Below are 17,546 nucleotides of genomic sequence, written 5' to 3'. Positions count from 1 at the left end.
TATCACTTCACTTTGGTATTTGGCCATGATAACGGCCCAACATCTTTATAACGCGGCGAATGATATTTCACCCTTCTAACAATCATTATGATAATACCAACTAAAATTAAGATTATAGACATTAACTGTGCTACACGAATATCGCTTGTTAACATTAAACTATCCGTGCGCATGCCCTCCACGAAAAATCTCCCGATAGAATACCAAATTAAATAAAGGCAGAATGTATCACCAATACGTAGATGTTTTCTTAATAAAATCAATATAACAAAACCTAAGATATCCCATATAGATTCGTATAAAAATGTTGGTTGATAATATTTACCCTCAATGTACATATTATCAATAATAAAATTAGGGATATGTAAATTTTCAAGCACAGATCTTGAAACTGGTCCACCATGGGCTTCATGATTCATGAAATTCCCCCATCTTCCAATACCTTGTCCAAGAATCATACTAGGTGCAATTACATCACCAATTTGAAAAGGGTTAATGTTCTTTTGTTTACAAATAATAATGCCAGTAACAAATCCTCCAATTAAACCACCGTGTATCGCAATACCACCATGCCATATCATTGGTATCTCAATTGGATTTTGTATGTAATAAGGCCATTGAAAAATAACAAAATAGATTCTTGCCACAATAAAGCCTAATATTGCACTCCAAAAAATAATATCAACTAGCGTATCTTGGTCATAACCAATCTTTTTTACACTAGCTTGTGCTATGAAATAGCCTAATAGTATACCAGCCGCAATGATGATGCCGTACCATCGGACTGAAATCGGTCCTAATTCAAATGCAATAGGATCGATATAGTTTAATGTCAACATTACTTATTTCTCCTCACCATTATTACCATTACGTAAAATTTCTGCATTTAAACGATCATTAAATTCTTCAGCAGTATTAATACCCATAATGTTTAGTCTGTAATTCATCGCTGCTACCTCAATGATAACTGCTACGTTACGACCAGGTCTTACCGGTATCGTTTTCTTCGTGATTTCTGTATCTAAGATACGTAAAGTTTCTTCATTTAATCCTACACGGTCATATAATTTCTCTTTATGCCAATTTTCTAAATGAATATTCAAACGTAATCTTTTTTCTGTAAGAATTGATCCAGCACCAAATAAAGTCATAACATTAATAATGCCCAAACCTCTAATTTCTAGTAAATGTTCTATTAATTTTGGAGCTCTTCCAATTAATTCATCTTTACTAATTTCTCTTATTTCAACATTATCGTCTGCTACAAGTCTATGCCCTCTTTTAATTAATTCTAAAGCTGTTTCACTTTTACCAATACCAGAATCACCAGTTATTAGTACTCCTACACCATACACATCGACAAGCACACCGTGAAGCGACGTCGTTCTAGCTAGTTCATGTTCTAAAAACGTAGTCAAACGGCTCATTAATTGAGTAGTAGCAATTGTAGAAGTAATTAAAGGTGTTTCATGTTCTTTTGCAGCTTCAATCAATTCTTCTGGTGGTTCTAAATCTCTCGTCACAATAATTGCCGGTGTTTCAGGTCGGCATAATTTTCTCATGCGTCCTTTACGTTCTTCATCTGGCAATAAATTATAAAAAGATAATTCTGTAGTGCCTAATAATTGAATACGGTCTGAAGCATAGTGAGAGAAATACCCCGCCATTTCCAATCCAGGCCTTGAAATATCAGTGTTTTTAATTTGTTTATTTAGTCCTGCTTCTCCTGCAATCATTTCAAGTTCGAAGCGTTCTACTAAACTTTTTGTAGTTAACATTGGTTCACCTCTATCAATATTTCTCCGACATTTATAGTATATTTATTATCATATCAAAAAGAATAGATAATCCATATTAAAAAGTGTAGGAGATCAATAATTTAATTCATCACTTCTTAATTAATTATAAACGATATCTTCAATTTTTAGTTCGTTCATCTAATAATTATATATTTTTATAGTAAAACCAGAAAAAGAATCCTCACAAACAACACTATTATGTGTTATTTGTGAGGATTCTAATTTTGTACTTTTAATATAGTTCATCAATGTGTACTGAAACATGATTGTTTATTTAACTGTATCTCTCTCTAATACTGGTTTTAAATACCGTCCTGTATAACTTTCTTCAACTTCTGTAATTGCTTCAGGCGTACCAGTAGCAACAAGTGTACCGCCGCCATCGCCACCTTCTGGGCCTAAATCTATGACGTGGTCAGCCATTTTAATTACGTCTAGATTATGTTCTATAATAACTACAGTGTCACCATTTTCGACAAGTGTATTTAACACTTTTAACAGGCGGCTAATATCGTCAACATGCAAACCAGTTGTAGGTTCATCTAATATATAAATTGATCGACCTGTAGATCGTTTATGCAACTCTGAAGCAAGTTTCACACGCTGCGCTTCACCGCCAGATAAAGTAGTAGCAGGCTGGCCTAACGTTACATAGCCTAAACCAACATCTACTAATGTTTTCAATTTACGATGAATTTTAGGTACATTTTCAAAGAAAGACGTAGCTTCTTCAGCTGTCATCGCTAAAATATCAGCAATATTTTTTCCTTTGTATGTTACTTCTAAAGTTTCACGGTTATATCTAGAGCCACCACAAACTTCGCAAGGGACATATACATCAGGTAAGAAATGCATCTCTATTTTTATAATACCATCACCTTTACACGCTTCACAACGCCCACCTTTAACGTTGAAACTAAAGCGTCCTTTTGTATAACCTCTAACTTTTGCTTCATTTGTCTGCGCAAAGATATCTCGTATATTATCAAAAACACCTGTATACGTAGCTGGGTTAGACCTTGGTGTCCGGCCAATCGGAGATTGATTGATATCAATTATACGATCTAATTGGTCTATACCTTGAATTTCATCATAATCTCCAGGTTTTACTTTAGATTTATTAATGTGTTTTGCTAATGATTTATATAGTATTTCATTCACTAATGTACTTTTACCAGAACCAGAAACCCCTGTGACAACAGTCATTGTTGAAAGTGGGAAATCAACATCTACGTCTTTCAAGTTGTTACTTCTAGCACCTTTCACGCTAATTTTGCGATCTGTAATCTGCCTACGTGCTTCTGGTACTTCAATGCGTTTTTGTCCACTTAAATATTGGCCCGTTAATGATTTCTTATTATTCATTACCTGTTTCGGTGTCCCACTCGCAACGATTTCTCCACCATGTTCACCAGCGCCCGGACCAACATCAACTAAGAAGTCTGCTGCGCGCATTGTATCGTCATCATGTTCAACAACGATTAAGGTGTTACCTAAATCACGCATTTCTTTTAACGTATTAATTAAACGATCATTATCCCTTTGGTGCAAGCCGATAGAAGGTTCATCTAATACATAAAGTACACCTGAAAGTCTCGAACCAATCTGAGTCGCAAGGCGAATACGTTGTGCCTCGCCACCAGATAGCGATCCAGATGCACGATTCAATGTTAAATATTCAAGTCCAACGTTATATAAGAATTCTAATCTTGAATTGATTTCTTTTAAGATTTGATTAGCAATTTTTCTATCTTGTTCAGATAATTCTATATGTTCATAACTATGCAACGCTTCCTTAATGGATTGTTCAACGACATCACCAATATTTTTTCCGGCGATGTAAACAGATAGCGCTTCGCGACTTAAACGTTTACCATGACAAGTTTCACACGGCAATTCAGTCATATATTTACTCATCATTTCTCTTACCAATTCAGATGGAGAATCATGATATCTTCTATTTATATTATTGATTACTCCTTCAAACTCCATTGTACGTTTGCGCGTTTGTCCATTACGTTGTGTGAATGTAAATTCAATTTCTTTACCTTTTGAACCATATAAAATGATATCCTTTTGTCGATCTGTAAGTTTTTTAAAAGGTTTGTCCATATTTATTTTAAACACTTCACAAACACGACTTAACAATGTTGGATAATAATCAGAACTAGATGATTCCCAAGCAACAATAGCGCCTTCGTTTAACGTTTTATTAGCATCAGGAACAACTAAATCTAAATCAACAGTAAGTGTTTGACCTAAGCCACCACAGGTTGGACATGCACCAAATGGACTGTTAAAACTAAACATACGTGGTTCTAATTCGCCAATTGAAAATCCACAAATCGGACAAGCATGATTTTCCGAGAATTTTAACTCTTCGCCGTCAATGATATCCACTATAAGGCTACCTTCAGAAAGTTGTAATGCTGTTTCGATAGAGTCTGCCAAGCGTGATTCAATGCCTTCTTTAACAACTAAACGGTCGATGACTACTTCGATAGTGTGGTTTTTGTTTTTATCTAATGCAGGCACTTCATTTACATCAGTTATTTCACCATCTACTCTTACACGTACGTAACCTTTTTTACTAATGTCATCAATTAATTTCTCTTGTGCACCTTTTCTATGGGTAATTACTGGCGCAAGAATTTGAATCTTAGAACGCGCCTCTAATTTCATGACTTGATCGACCATCTGCTGTACTGTTTGTGATTCTATTTCAATGCCATGATTAGGACAAAATGGTTTCCCAATGCGTGCATAGAGTAATCTAATATAATCATAAATTTCTGTTACGGTTGCCACAGTAGACCTTGGATTTTTACTCGTTGTTTTTTGATCTATTGAAATAGCTGGTGATAATCCCTCTATCGTGTCTACGTCTGGCTTATCCATTTGGCCTAAAAATTGTCTTGCATATGCACTTAATGATTCCACATACCTACGTTGTCCTTCAGCATATATTGTATCAAATGCTAAAGATGATTTACCTGAACCTGAAAGTCCAGTCATAACTATAAGTTTATCTTTAGGTATTTCTATATCAACATCTTTTAAATTATGGGCACGTGCCCCTTTTACTACAATGGATGGTTGCTTCATTTGTGTCACCCTTCTGCTTTTAATTCAAATAACATATCCCTAAGCTCTGTAGCTTTTTCGAAATCTAAATCTTTCGCTGCTTGCTTCATTTCTTTTTCTATATTTGCAATTGTCTTTTCGCGTTCTTTCTTTGTCATTTTCTTAGGAACTTCCGTTTGTTGTTGATCATTAGTTTCATTGTTATCAACAGTAGCACTAATCACATCATGTATCTTCTTATTAATTGTCATAGGAGTAATGTTATATTTTTCATTATATGCTTCTTGGATAGTGCGACGTCTTTCTGTTTCATCCAACGCATAACGCATAGAGTCAGTAATCTTGTCTCCATACATAATAACTTCACCACGACTATTACGTGCAGCACGTCCAATTGTTTGAACAAGTGATCTTTGTGAACGCAAGAATCCTTCTTTGTCTGCGTCTAATATCACTACAAGAGATACTTCTGGTATATCAATACCCTCTCTTAATAAATTAATTCCGACAATGACATCATATGTGCCCATTCGTAAGTCACGAATAATTTCAATTCGTTCTAGCGTTTTAATTTCTGAATGTAAGTAGTTAACTTTTACGCCTGCTTCTTTCAAATAGGTAGTTAAATCTTCACTCATTTTTTTAGTTAAAGTAGTTACTAGGACACGCTCATTTCGATCAATACGGTCTTGAATTTCCCCAATTAAATCGTCAATTTGATTTTCAGTTGGCCTAACTTCAATCTTAGGATCCAATAAACCTGTTGGTCTGATAATTTGTTGTACCATCTCATCTGTATGTTCTAATTCAAATGGACCTGGTGTAGCAGATACATAGACTAGTTGCTTAGTCTTATCTTCAAACTCTTCAAATTTTAATGGTCTATTATCTAAAGCACTCGGTAAGCGGAATCCATGGTCAACCAATACTTGTTTACGAGCACGGTCGCCGTTATACATACCTCTAATTTGTGGTAACGTAACATGTGACTCATCAATCATTACTAACCAATCATCACCAAAGTAATCTAAAAGCGTATAAGGTGTTGAACCTGTTGGTCGTAAAGTAAGATGAACGGAATAGTTTTCTATTCCTGAACAAAAGCCCATTTCTCTCATCATCTCTAGGTCATAGTTTGTACGCTGTTCTAAACGTTGCGCTTCTAGTAATTTATTTTCAGAACGTAATTCAGTCAAACGTGTTTCTAATTCATTTTCAATTCTTTGGATAGCTAATTTCATTTTTTCTTCACGTGTTACGAAGTGGGAAGCTGGGAAAATGGCAAAGTGGTCTCGTTCTCTTAACACTTCACCAGTTAAGTAGTTTACTTCACGAATGCGATCTATTTCATCACCAAAAAATTCTACTCTAATACACATTTCTTCTCTTGAGGCTGGGAATATTTCTACTACATCACCTCTAACACGGAATGTACCACGTCTAAAATCAATATCATTTCTCGTATATTGCACATCAACTAATTTTTTTAGCAATTCACTTCTATCCATTTCCATGCCGACACGAACACTTACAACTAAATCACGATATTCTTCTGGGTTACCCAAACCGTAAATACAACTTACACTGGCTATGATAATGACATCATCTCTTTCAAATAATGCACTAGTTGCTGAATGTCGTAATTGATCAATTTCATCATTAATAGAGGCATCTTTTTCTATAAAAGTATCTGTTGATGGCACGTAAGCTTCTGGTTGATAATAATCATAATAACTGACAAAATATTCTACTCTATTTTCAGGGAAGAATTCTTTGAATTCGCTATATAATTGACCTGCTAGCGTTTTATTATGTGCAATAATTAATGTAGGTTTACCCACTTGTTTAATAACGTTACTCATTGTAAAAGTTTTACCTGTACCTGTAGCTCCAAGTAACGTTTGATGTCTTTTTCCTTCATTGACACCATTCACAATTTTTTTTATAGCTTCTGGCTGATCCCCTTGGGGCTCAAAATCAGAATGTAGTTTAAACGGATAATGTTCCATATTAACCCATACCTCCTATATCATTTCTAACGCTTAGAACCTATTTCAAATTTCCTTATTAGGTTATATATATATTACTTATTTGGCGTAATTTTTTCCGAAGGTGCTCATACTCGTTACATATTTTAACAGATTAACAAACACGAAAGCAAACATTTGTTCGTTTTAGTTAATCTTGTTCTCTATAAATAAAAAACAAACATAGTCAATCTACCATGTTTGCATAAATTAGGATTATAATCATATTCTTGATTATCTCAAGCCATATAATTATAAAGCGCTTATTCAATTATAGCAATTGGGTTGCTCAATACTTACTTTTCATTCGTCTTCTTTTTTGTGCAATTCTAATTGATCAATAATGAGATACCCTGCCAACATAGACACTACATCTATAAAAATAATCCATTCGCTATGGAAGAATCCTTTTTGTACAGACGCACCTATTATAACTAATGTCAGAATTGTGCCTACCCATTTATTTCTCGTTAATACACTAAATAACACAACAAAAATACAAGGAAAAAAAGCCGCAAGCGCATACCAAATCATTCGTTTCACCCGTTTCTATTATTCAAAATAGCCATGGTTGTTTCTCGTAATTCTGATTTTGGAATAAATTTTTCTGTCAACATTTCAGGAATGATATTTTCTATAAAATCTTGTACCGAGCTAAGGTGATCAAATTGCATGATTGTCTCTAATGACATTTCATATATTTCAAAAAATAATTGTTCTGGGTTACGTTTTTGAATTTCTCCAAATGTTTCATATAATAAATCTATTTTATCAGCTACCGAAAGCAATTGACCTTCTAACGAATCATCCTTACCTTCTTGTAGTCTTTCTCTATAGATAGCTTGATATGGTTCTGGAATCTCTTCATTTATAAAATGATCTACCATTTCCTCTTCTACTTGTGAGAATAATTTCTTTAATTCTCCACTAGCATATTTTACAGGTGTTTTAATATCTCCTGTAAATATTTCTGCGAAATCATGATTTAATGCCTTTTCATATAAGCTTTTCCAATCCACTTCATTCCCATGATATTCTTCAACTGTCCCTAAATATTGAGCTATTTTAGTTACTTTGAATGAGTGGGCAGCGACGTTATGCTCGAAATACTTAAATTTACCTGGCAATCTAATTAATTTTTCTAAATCAGATAAGCGTTTAAAATATTGATGTACTCCCATGACATCGCCTCCTAAGTTTATTTAATGAATCATTATACTTATTTTCATAATATCACTCAACAAATAAAATGTCTTACTAATATCCTTGAAAATAAATATTTAATATAATGAGGGAGTGGAACAGCGAAATCACATTACGCTACAATGATTTCATTGTCCCACTCCCTCGTACAGAATCTTCAACTTATTAAAACTTTTTCTATATTCATTCTATCAAATTAATATAGCTATCGATTTCGCTCATTATATTATAAAATAAATTATTAATATATTTGTAGACTGAGGGCTATGGTATTTGTTAGTGAATATAATTATACTGTCCTGTGTTATGTACAGTTCTATAAGATTTTTGGCCTACCCCTTGCCAGTTCATCTCTGACACAAGGATTGACCCATCTGAATTTTTACGTTCCACTACACCTACATGGCCATAGTTGCCTGCAGTGCTTTGAAAAATAGCTCCAACTTCTGGCGTATGGTTTACTTGATAGCCATTTTGGCGAGCTGCTGAAGCCCAATTATTTGCGTTCCCCCATAAATTACCTACAGACTTTCCTAGTTGCTGTCGTCTATCGAAAGCGTAATATGTGCACTGTCCCCAAGTATAATAGTTATTACCATTTGAAGCTTGTTGCACTGGACTATGCTGTCCTGTAGATTCCGCATTTTGATTGGCATACGTATATTGGTTGTCTACCCCTGTGTCTTGTGAGTTAACATATGACCATGCTTGTGGTGCAACAGATGATACACTTGATGAAGTTGCAATATGATTTGGTATTGATTGTTCATAAGTAGTTGCATTGTAATTATCATTTTGCTCACCAACATGTTCACTAAATATTTGCTGTAATTGATTGTTTAAATGTGCTGAACCTTTCTCAGAGACTGCTATAAGTTGACCTGGATAAATCATTTCTCTTAAATTTGGATTTAACTGGACAATTTGATCAACTGTAAGTTGATGTGCTGTTGCGATACTTTGAATTGAATCACCAGCTTTTACTTCTACAATATCATCATCTGGAAGTACTAATCTTTCTCCTGCTTGCACATATTCTCTTTTATCTATTTGGTTTAAGCTTTGAATTTCATTAGTTGATGTTGCAAATGCTTGAGCTATATCTGTTAATTTAGCATTTTCTTTCACTGTATGGATTTGGTCTGCAGATGCTACACCATTTATTCCAAAAAACATTGCTGCCGTAGTTATAGAAAATGTTAACCCTTTCTTCATTAAGTATTTCATCCTTTACTGTCTTAATTTTAATCAACAATAATATAGCACATAACCCCTAGACATTTGCGATTGTTATTATACTGTAATACAACAGTCAATTTTGAATTTAAATGAGTAAATTTATTTCATTGAAAAATAGCTCAGCACCTTGACATCACTGTATTTAAAGAAACAATATCATTTCACCACTACTAGACTATGTAATATTTAAAAATGTATTTTGCATCCAATAATTTATATTTTAAAATCATAAAAAATATGCAATTATATGTTTATCCTCTTTTTAAATGTATAACTACCTCTCTCTTTACGTTTAGTTCACATGTCATTCATTTGCTATCTGCTATAAAATTCCAAAAAATAAAGGAACGAGATATCAATCAATATTTTACAATTGATTACTACCTCATCCCTTATATACTACCAAATTTCAGATTGCTATTTTATTTCGTGTAATTTAGTTTCATTTGTGATTATTTTTCACTATGATCCATCTGGCTACGTAAATATGCTTCTATAAATGAATTGATATCTCCATCCATTACCGCATCAACTTTCCCAGTTTCTGCATTAGTACGATGGTCTTTAACCATAGCATATGGATGAAATACATAAGATCTGATTTGACTACCCCAGCCTATGTCTTTTTGTTCTCCTCGAATTTCTGCCATTTCTTGTTCTTGTTCTTCAATTTTCAATTGATATAATTTAGATTTCAAAGTCTTCATAGCCGCTTCTCTGTTTTTAATTTGAGAACGTTCATTTTGGTTATTTACAACGATACCAGTTGGATGGTGTGTGATTCGGATGGCTGATTCAGTTTTATTAATGTGCTGCCCGCCTGCACCTGATGCTCTAAAAGTATCAATTGTAATGTCATCTTGATTAACTTCAATTTCTATCTCAGTATTATTAAATTGTGGGATTACGTCACATGATGCAAATGATGTGTGTCTACGTCCTGAAGAATCAAATGGAGAAATTCGAACAAGACGATGCACACCCTTTTCAGCTTTCAAATAACCATAAGCATTATGACCTTTTACAATTATAGTCACGCTTTTAACTCCAGCTTCGTCACCAGGTAAGTAGTCAGCAATTTCTACTTTAAAGCCTTTTTGCTCACAGTAACGTTGATACATTCTCAAGAGCATGTTAGTCCAATCTTGCGACTCAGTACCACCTGCACCAGGATGTAACTCCATAATAGCGTCGTTTGTATCATAAGGGCCATCTAGCAACAATTGTAATTCAAAGTTGTCTAACTCACTTTCAAATGAATAGACTTCTTGTTCTAATTCTTGCTTCAATGTGTCATCATTTTCTTCTAATAACAATGCTCTTGTAGTGTCCATATCTTCCAGAGTTGATTCGAGAGACCTATAAGCATTAACAATTGATTTTAAAGCATTATTCTTATCAATCACCTTTTGTGCTTTATCTTGGTCATCCCAAAATGTAGGATCTGTCATCATCTCTTCAAATTCTTTAATATTCGTCTCTTTTTCCTCTAAGTCAAAGAGACCCCCTAAGTTGTTCTAATCTTTCTCTATAAGCATCAATATTACGCTTAATTTCTGATAATTCCATTTTGCATCTCTCCTATTATCATTTAAATGAAATACTTACACTTACTTATTAATCTCATTTATTTTATCCAACGTCACTATTCTACAGAACTTTGACTTAACATTTCAACTTTACATTGAATCTTCTCTATATTCAGCATATTGTTTTAAGACAAAAAATTAAACCGGAAGTTAATGATATGACTATCAATGCTCCCGGTTTAATTTATAATCACATGTGTTACGCACCGTGACAGTTTTTATATTTCTTACCGCTACCACAAGGACAAGGGTCATTTCTACCAATATGTTCGTCTTTAACATATGGAGATGATTTAACTTTTTCTTTACCATCTTCTGCTGAAACATGTTCAGCTTTACCAAAGTCTGTAGCTTTATCTCTTTCCACGTCATCTTCAACTGAAACGACTGATTTAAGAATATATTTACTTACATCTTCTTCAATATTTTGCATCATTGTATCAAACAATTGATGGCCTTCATTTTGATAATCACGCAACGGATTTTGTTGACCATAAGAACGTAAATGTATACCTTGTCTAAGTTGATCCATTGTATCAATATGATCAGTCCAATGTGTATCAATAGAACGTAGTAAAATCATACGTTCAAATTCGTCAAATTGTGTACCAATCTTTTCTTTTTGATCTTTTAATGCTACCTCAACTTTATTCCAAACGATTTCAATGATATCCTCTTTATCTTTGCCTTTAATGTCTTCAACTTTTAAGTCGCCTTCATTTAAAAATACATCATCGATATAATTAATGAATGGTTCATAATCTGGTTCATCTACTTCTTCATTCACATGGTAGTGAACACCTCTTTCTAATGTTGAATATAGCATTTGATCTACTAAATCACCACTTGTATCACTATCAATAATATTATTACGTTCGTTATAAATAATTTCACGTTGCTTACGTAATACATCATCATATTCAAGCACGCGTTTACGCGCATCGAAGTTATTACCTTCAACACGTTTCTGTGCAGATTCCACTGCACGTGAAACCATTTTAGATTCGATTGGTGTAGAGTCATCCATGCCTAAGCGGTTCATCATATTTTGTAAACGCTCTGAACCGAAACGGACCATCAATTCATCTTGAAGTGATAAATAGAAACGGCTATCACCTTTGTCACCTTGACGACCAGAACGGCCACGTAATTGGTCATCGATACGACGAGATTCATGTCTTTCCGTACCAATAACTGCAAGTCCGCCAATTTCTTCAACGCCTTCACCTAGTTTAATATCCGTACCACGGCCTGCCATATTTGTAGCAATTGTAACAGCACCACGTTGTCCAGCGTTGGCAACAATATCTGCTTCACGTTCATGATTTTTAGCATTTAATACGTCGTGACGTACGCCGTTTTTCTTTAATAAGTTAGAGATGTACTCACTGGTTTCAACAGCGACAGTACCTAAAAGTACAGGTTGTCCTTGTTTATGTTTTTCAATTACATCTGCGACTACTGCATCAAACTTACCTTTTTGACTGATGTATATCAAATCTGGTTTGTCTATACGTTGTACCGGTTTATTCGTTGGAATTTGAGTTACAGTCATGTTATAAATATTTCTAAACTCTTCTTCTTCCGTTTTTGCAGTACCCGTCATACCTGATAATTTATTGTACATTCTGAAATAGTTTTGGAATGTAATAGATGCCATTGTCTTAGATTCATTTTGAATTTTCACGCCTTCTTTGGCTTCAATAGCTTGGTGTAACCCTTCAGAGAAACGACGGCCTGGCATTGTACGACCTGTAAATTGATCGACAATAAGTACCTCACCATCATTGACCATGTAATCTACATCTCGTTGTAATGTTACGTGTGCGCGTAGGGCAGTATTAATATGGCTAATAATATCAACATTTTTCACATCATATAGGTTATCGATTTTAAACATACGTTCAGCTTTGTCGATACCTTGTTCTGTTAATTGAACTGCTTTTGTTTTCTCATCGAAATTATAGTCATCTTCACTTTTTAGCATTTTTGCGAACACATTTGCTTGAGTATACAGAGAAGTAGATTTCTCTGCTTCACCCGAAATTATTAATGGTGTACGTGCTTCATCGATTAGAATAGAATCAACTTCATCAATAATAGCAAAGTTTAATGGTCTCATAACTCGCTCTTCTGCATAATTCACCATATTATCACGTAAGTAGTCAAAACCTAGCTCATTGTTTGTACTATACGTAATGTCACATGCGTAGGCTTCTCTCTTTTCATTTGTTGTCTTACTATTTAAATTTAACCCAACAGATAATCCAAGAAACTCATATAATTCAGCCATTTCTTGACTTTGAACACTAGATAAGTATTCATTGACTGTAATAACGTGGACGCCACGCCCTGTTAAAGCATTTAGATATACTGGCATCGTTGCTGTTAATGTTTTACCTTCACCAGTTCTCATCTCAGAAATATCGCCACCATGAATTGCGATACCGCCCATAACTTGAACTTTATATGGACTCATATTGAATACACGCTTTGCACCTTCTCTTACGATTGCAAAAGCTTCTGGTAGAATATCTTCTAGTATTTTATTTTGTTTTTTTATATCTTCTTCAGCTTGTAATTGTTCTTGAAATGCTTTTGTTTTTCCTTTAATCTCTTCATCAGTTAATATCGACATATCCTCTTCTAATGCAAGGACTTTGTCGGCTAATTTACCAAGGCGTTTTATTTCTTTTTTATTGCCATCTGCAATTTTTGATAAAAAACCCATTTTGTTCGCTCCTTTAGCTTAATAACTCTTAGCTTACAACAACTTATATTATCATTAATAAGCTTAAATTTACACTTATTGACTTCAATATATTTATTAATTCTGACATCAAACATAAACTTTGGTTATTTTTAATTCGTCTTTGAAACTTTACTCACTAAAAATATACACAAATACATGTATAACTTTCAAATTATTTCATAGTAACATAGCAAAAAATGAGCGTCCACGATTTAACTTAATCATGAACGCTACTATTATTTAATATGAAACTAAATTAAAATGTTATTCAGTTGTTTCAATTAGCCCATATTTACCATCTTTTCTCTTGTATACAATGCTTGTTCCATCTGTTTCTCGATCTGTAAAAATAAAGAAATCATGCCCTAATAAATCCATTTGCAATACCGCTTCTTCTGAATCCATTGGTTTCAAACTGAAATTTTTAGCACGAATGATTTCGATTTCGTTTTCAGAATCATCATTTTGAGTTTCTACTACTTCATTTTCTTCTGGTAGTGAGGCAAACGCTTCTTGCTCACCACGATTTCTATTTCTACGATTTACACGTGTTTTGTATTTTCTAACTTGTCTTTCAAGTTTGTTATTAATTAGGTCAACGCCCGCATACAAATCATTGTTACGTTCTTCAGCTCGTAATGTAACATTTTTCAATGGAATAGTTACTTCTATTTTAGTAGCTGAGTTATGATACGTTTTTACTTTAACATGTGCAGTGGCATTTGGCACATCATTAAAATAACGTTCAAGTTTACCAATTTTCTCCTCAATATAGTTGCGAATCGCATCAGTAATAGTGAGGTTCTCCCCGTGAATTTCAAATCTGATCATAATAATCGACTCCTTTAAAACCTCTATATTGGTAATATTGCTTACTCTTATAATACCACTTTTATGTTATCGTGCAAACGTAAACACATCGAATTTTCTGATTTTTCTAATAAGTAGGGTCGCTAACGCCTTGTGAACCGTTAACCCTGTAGTATATATATCATCTACAAGTAATATATTCTTATTTTCTAAATCTATATTTTGCGCAACTTCAAACGGGTTAATTAGCTCGGCACGATGCAATTTTCCTAATGATGATTGTTTCGGCCTTACTTTTGCAATTAATAAAGATTCGTATGGTACATTCATTTGATCTAATACACACGTCACAGGGTTAAACGTACGTGTTTGATCTTTTTCTATCGACGAAGGTATAGGTACAATATAATCGTAACGCACTTTAGGCAGTCGCATTTGGGCAGCTAACACTTCGCTAAGCGCCACATCTTTCATAAATTTATATTGGTGTATTAACTGTTTTACAATTCCTTCGTATTGATAGTCACAATAAAGTTGATGCATTAGTTTGAATTGTGTAATCAAAAATTTACAGTCTAAACAATCTTTTTCGTTTACAGCTAATTGTTTCAAACATCGTGAGCACCGATTTTCTGGTAAAAGTTTAACATTTTGCCACCGTTCTAAGCATCTTTCACAAAATTTTGTTGCTTTTCTATAAAAAGTCTTAGCATTAAAGTCTTCAATATATGTTGCCTGGCACTGTATGCATTTAGTCATCTATCCACCCCTTTTTACGAGCTATTTGATTCATACGCCTAATGTTTTTACGTGCTTTTATCATTTTAAATGTGACGCCTTCATGTAGAAATAAAACAAGTCCACTTGGATCTTCTCGCTTGCGTCCAACCCTTCCTGCAATTTGAATTAATGCATTGGTTGAAAAGTGATGACTATTGCAGACTACGACGTCCAAGTTAGCCATCGTAAAACCACGTTCTAAGATTGTTGTTGTAAAAACAATTCGATACTTTCCAGCTCGTAAGTCCTTTACTTTTTCAAAACGGTATACATCATCACTATGAATATAAGTTATTGACGTGAATTTGTTTTTGTATTGCTTATATGTTTCTTTCATTAGTTGAATATTATTAAAAAATACAAGAGTATAGCGTTGATTAGCAATCTGCTTTCTTAAAATATTTAATAGTTTTATTTGAATTTTGTGTGGTTTTAAGTTGAAGTTTTTAAATTGAGGTATCGGGAGTGAATGTCTATGAAAACGTGCTGGTAAGATAATCATATCTGTACATTTCATTTGTTGGAGTAGTTTTTTCGGCGGTGTAGCAGTCATATAAACGTGGGAACACTGTTTTTTTGACGCGTGTTTAACTGCTTCAAATAAAGAAGGGTCTATGTCTAAGGGGAAAGCATCTACTTCATCAACAATAATTAAATTAAAATGTCTTTTAAAACGATACAACTGATGTACAGTTGCTATGACGAAATGACCGTTATATTTTTGGGTTTGCCCTTGGTATAAAACATCAATATCTTCTTGCTGAAAGCTATCTGCAATTCTCATGCTCACCTCAATTACAACATCCACTCTAGGAGAAACAATGGCAATATTATACCCTTTACTACGCGCATATTGGATAGCTTCAAATATCATTTCTGTTTTTCCTGCACCTGTAACGGCATATAATATCTTTGACTGAAACGCTTTTATAGCCGCTAAAATTTTATTGGATGCATAACTTTGTTGTTCCGAAAGGTCAAATGGTAATTGAAATGCGCCTTGCGAAACGTGGCTTTGCGATGCGGTAATAAAAACTGAATGTACATTATCCATTCTTCCTAAATTAATACAATTTCGACAATAAACAATGTATTTATTCAAAACTGCTGAAAAGTATTTATAGTAATGGCTTGGTTGGTTAGTGTGACACTGTATACAATGCCATTTGTTATTTTTTATAATTACACCTTTTGATACACGGCTGATCTTTTCATTGGTTAAAAGTGATTTATCTATAATTAATTTCCCATAATATTTTATCGTCCTTTACCTCCAAATAAAGACATGTGGCAACGAAACCTGACATGTCTTTATTGTAAAAATATTATTTTGTACGGATGGTGCGCCCAACATAACCTAACCCAATTCCCCCAGAGCCTAAATGCGCTGCGATTACAGGTCCAAAACTTGAACGATAAACTGGGTATTGCGCATAATTTTCTTCTAACTCGTTTTGAATCCAATCTGAGTCTTCCGCAATATCACCTTCAATAACAAATAGTGTGACTTCTTCAAACTCTTTTACTTCTGCAATGACTTTATCAATCATTTTACGCAAAGCACGTTTTTTTGTTCTCACTTTCTCATCAGGTACTATTTTACCATCATCAAATTTTAATACTGGTTTCATTTTTAACATTGTACCGATCCATGCTTGTGCACCAGTTATTCTACCGCTTTTTTGTAGATTTTTTAAGTCATCTACCATTAAGACTGCGCCAGTATCTTCACGCATGGCATATAGCTCTTCAATGATTGCTTGCGGCTCAAAGTTTTGTTCAATCATTTCAATCGCTTTGAGTACATATGCGCCTTCAACCATTGCCGCTAATTTTGAATCAAACGTATGGACATTAATGTCTTCAACCATTTCTCCAGCTTGAGTAGCTGTTTGATAACAACCACTAATGCCTCCAGATAAAAACACACAGATGACATCTGTATAACCTTCTTCACTTAGTTGTTCGAACTTATCCAAAAAATCACCGATCGCAGGTTGGCTAGTTGTTGGAATTGTATTCGAGGTCTTCATGCGTTTATAAAATTCATCTGTAGATATTGTTGCATTCTCAACAAAATTTTCACCAGAATCAAAAGTGACACTCAATGGAGCCACTTTTATATTATATTTGTCAATTAACGTTTGAGATAGATAACTCGTTGAATCTGTCAAGACAGCGATTTTCATCATAATCCTCCTCAATTATACTCACAACTATAATACCTTACTTTTGCTTAAAAGAAAATTCATTTTAACATTTA

Annotated in this window: 13 protein-coding genes; all 13 read right to left on the bottom strand. The window is 33.9% G+C overall.

Annotation, left to right across the window (positions count from 1 at the left end):
- Positions 1–2 precede the first annotated feature (2 nt).
- The 13 genes from lgt to fakB1 all read right to left on the bottom strand — a co-directional run bounded on the left by lgt (position 3) and on the right by fakB1 (position 17,472).
- The gene (lgt, locus tag ACF91D_RS11975) at positions 3–839 is read right to left on the bottom strand and encodes a prolipoprotein diacylglyceryl transferase (protein WP_039068629.1); all 837 of its coding nucleotides are present in this window, start codon (positions 837–839) and stop codon (positions 3–5) included.
- Positions 840–842: 3 nt separating this feature from the next.
- The gene (gene hprK, locus ACF91D_RS11970; protein WP_039068628.1) at positions 843–1,778 is read right to left on the bottom strand and encodes an HPr(Ser) kinase/phosphatase; all 936 of its coding nucleotides are present in this window, start codon (positions 1,776–1,778) and stop codon (positions 843–845) included.
- A 291-nt stretch (positions 1,779–2,069) separates the two neighbouring features.
- Complete coding sequence (gene uvrA / locus ACF91D_RS11965) at positions 2,070–4,904, bottom strand: excinuclease ABC subunit UvrA (protein WP_101093978.1); 2,835 nt, start codon at positions 4,902–4,904, stop codon at positions 2,070–2,072.
- A 5-nt stretch (positions 4,905–4,909) separates the two neighbouring features.
- Complete coding sequence (gene uvrB, locus ACF91D_RS11960) at positions 4,910–6,892, bottom strand: excinuclease ABC subunit UvrB (protein WP_039068626.1); 1,983 nt, start codon at positions 6,890–6,892, stop codon at positions 4,910–4,912.
- A 321-nt stretch (positions 6,893–7,213) separates the two neighbouring features.
- Complete coding sequence (locus ACF91D_RS11955) at positions 7,214–7,444, bottom strand: CsbA family protein (protein ID WP_101050353.1); 231 nt, start codon at positions 7,442–7,444, stop codon at positions 7,214–7,216.
- A 5-nt stretch (positions 7,445–7,449) separates the two neighbouring features.
- Entirely contained in the window at positions 7,450–8,091 is a 642-nt protein-coding gene (locus tag ACF91D_RS11950; protein WP_029377670.1) for a YfbR-like 5'-deoxynucleotidase, read from the bottom strand.
- Between the two features lie 298 nt (positions 8,092–8,389).
- Positions 8,390–9,328: a CHAP domain-containing protein gene (locus ACF91D_RS11945; protein ID WP_327620773.1), complete on the bottom strand. Its 939-nt coding sequence runs from the start codon at positions 9,326–9,328 to the stop codon at positions 8,390–8,392.
- Positions 9,329–9,804: 476 nt separating this feature from the next.
- Positions 9,805–10,921 (bottom strand): peptide chain release factor 2 gene (gene prfB, locus ACF91D_RS11940; protein ID WP_101050357.1). Its coding sequence is split into 2 segments (ribosomal slippage): positions 9,805–10,848 and positions 10,850–10,921, totalling 1,116 coding nucleotides; the frame shifts between segments, so codons are not numbered across the junction.
- Positions 10,922–11,140: 219 nt separating this feature from the next.
- Entirely contained in the window at positions 11,141–13,672 is a 2,532-nt protein-coding gene (secA, locus tag ACF91D_RS11935; protein WP_101050359.1) for a preprotein translocase subunit SecA, read from the bottom strand.
- Between the two features lie 285 nt (positions 13,673–13,957).
- On the bottom strand, positions 13,958–14,524 hold the full coding sequence (hpf, locus tag ACF91D_RS11930) for a ribosome hibernation-promoting factor, HPF/YfiA family (protein ID WP_327620775.1): 567 nt from the start codon (positions 14,522–14,524) through the stop codon (positions 13,958–13,960).
- A gap of 66 nt (positions 14,525–14,590) precedes the next feature.
- Entirely contained in the window at positions 14,591–15,262 is a 672-nt protein-coding gene (locus tag ACF91D_RS11925; RefSeq protein ID WP_327620776.1) for a ComF family protein, read from the bottom strand.
- The gene (locus ACF91D_RS11920) at positions 15,255–16,337 is read right to left on the bottom strand and encodes a DEAD/DEAH box helicase family protein (protein WP_039069824.1); all 1,083 of its coding nucleotides are present in this window, start codon (positions 16,335–16,337) and stop codon (positions 15,255–15,257) included. The genes ACF91D_RS11925 and ACF91D_RS11920 overlap by 8 nt, the downstream gene beginning before the upstream one ends.
- Before the next feature lie 271 nt (positions 16,338–16,608).
- Positions 16,609–17,472 (bottom strand): fatty acid kinase binding subunit FakB1, encoded by an 864-nt coding sequence (fakB1, locus tag ACF91D_RS11915; RefSeq protein WP_039069822.1) that lies wholly within the window; start codon positions 17,470–17,472, stop codon positions 16,609–16,611.
- Positions 17,473–17,546: the final 74 nt, after the last annotated feature.

Source organism: Staphylococcus sp. 231237_7MaSpsaltlick, assembly GCF_043107035.1.
This window is presented reverse-complemented; position numbering and strand designations above follow the sequence as displayed.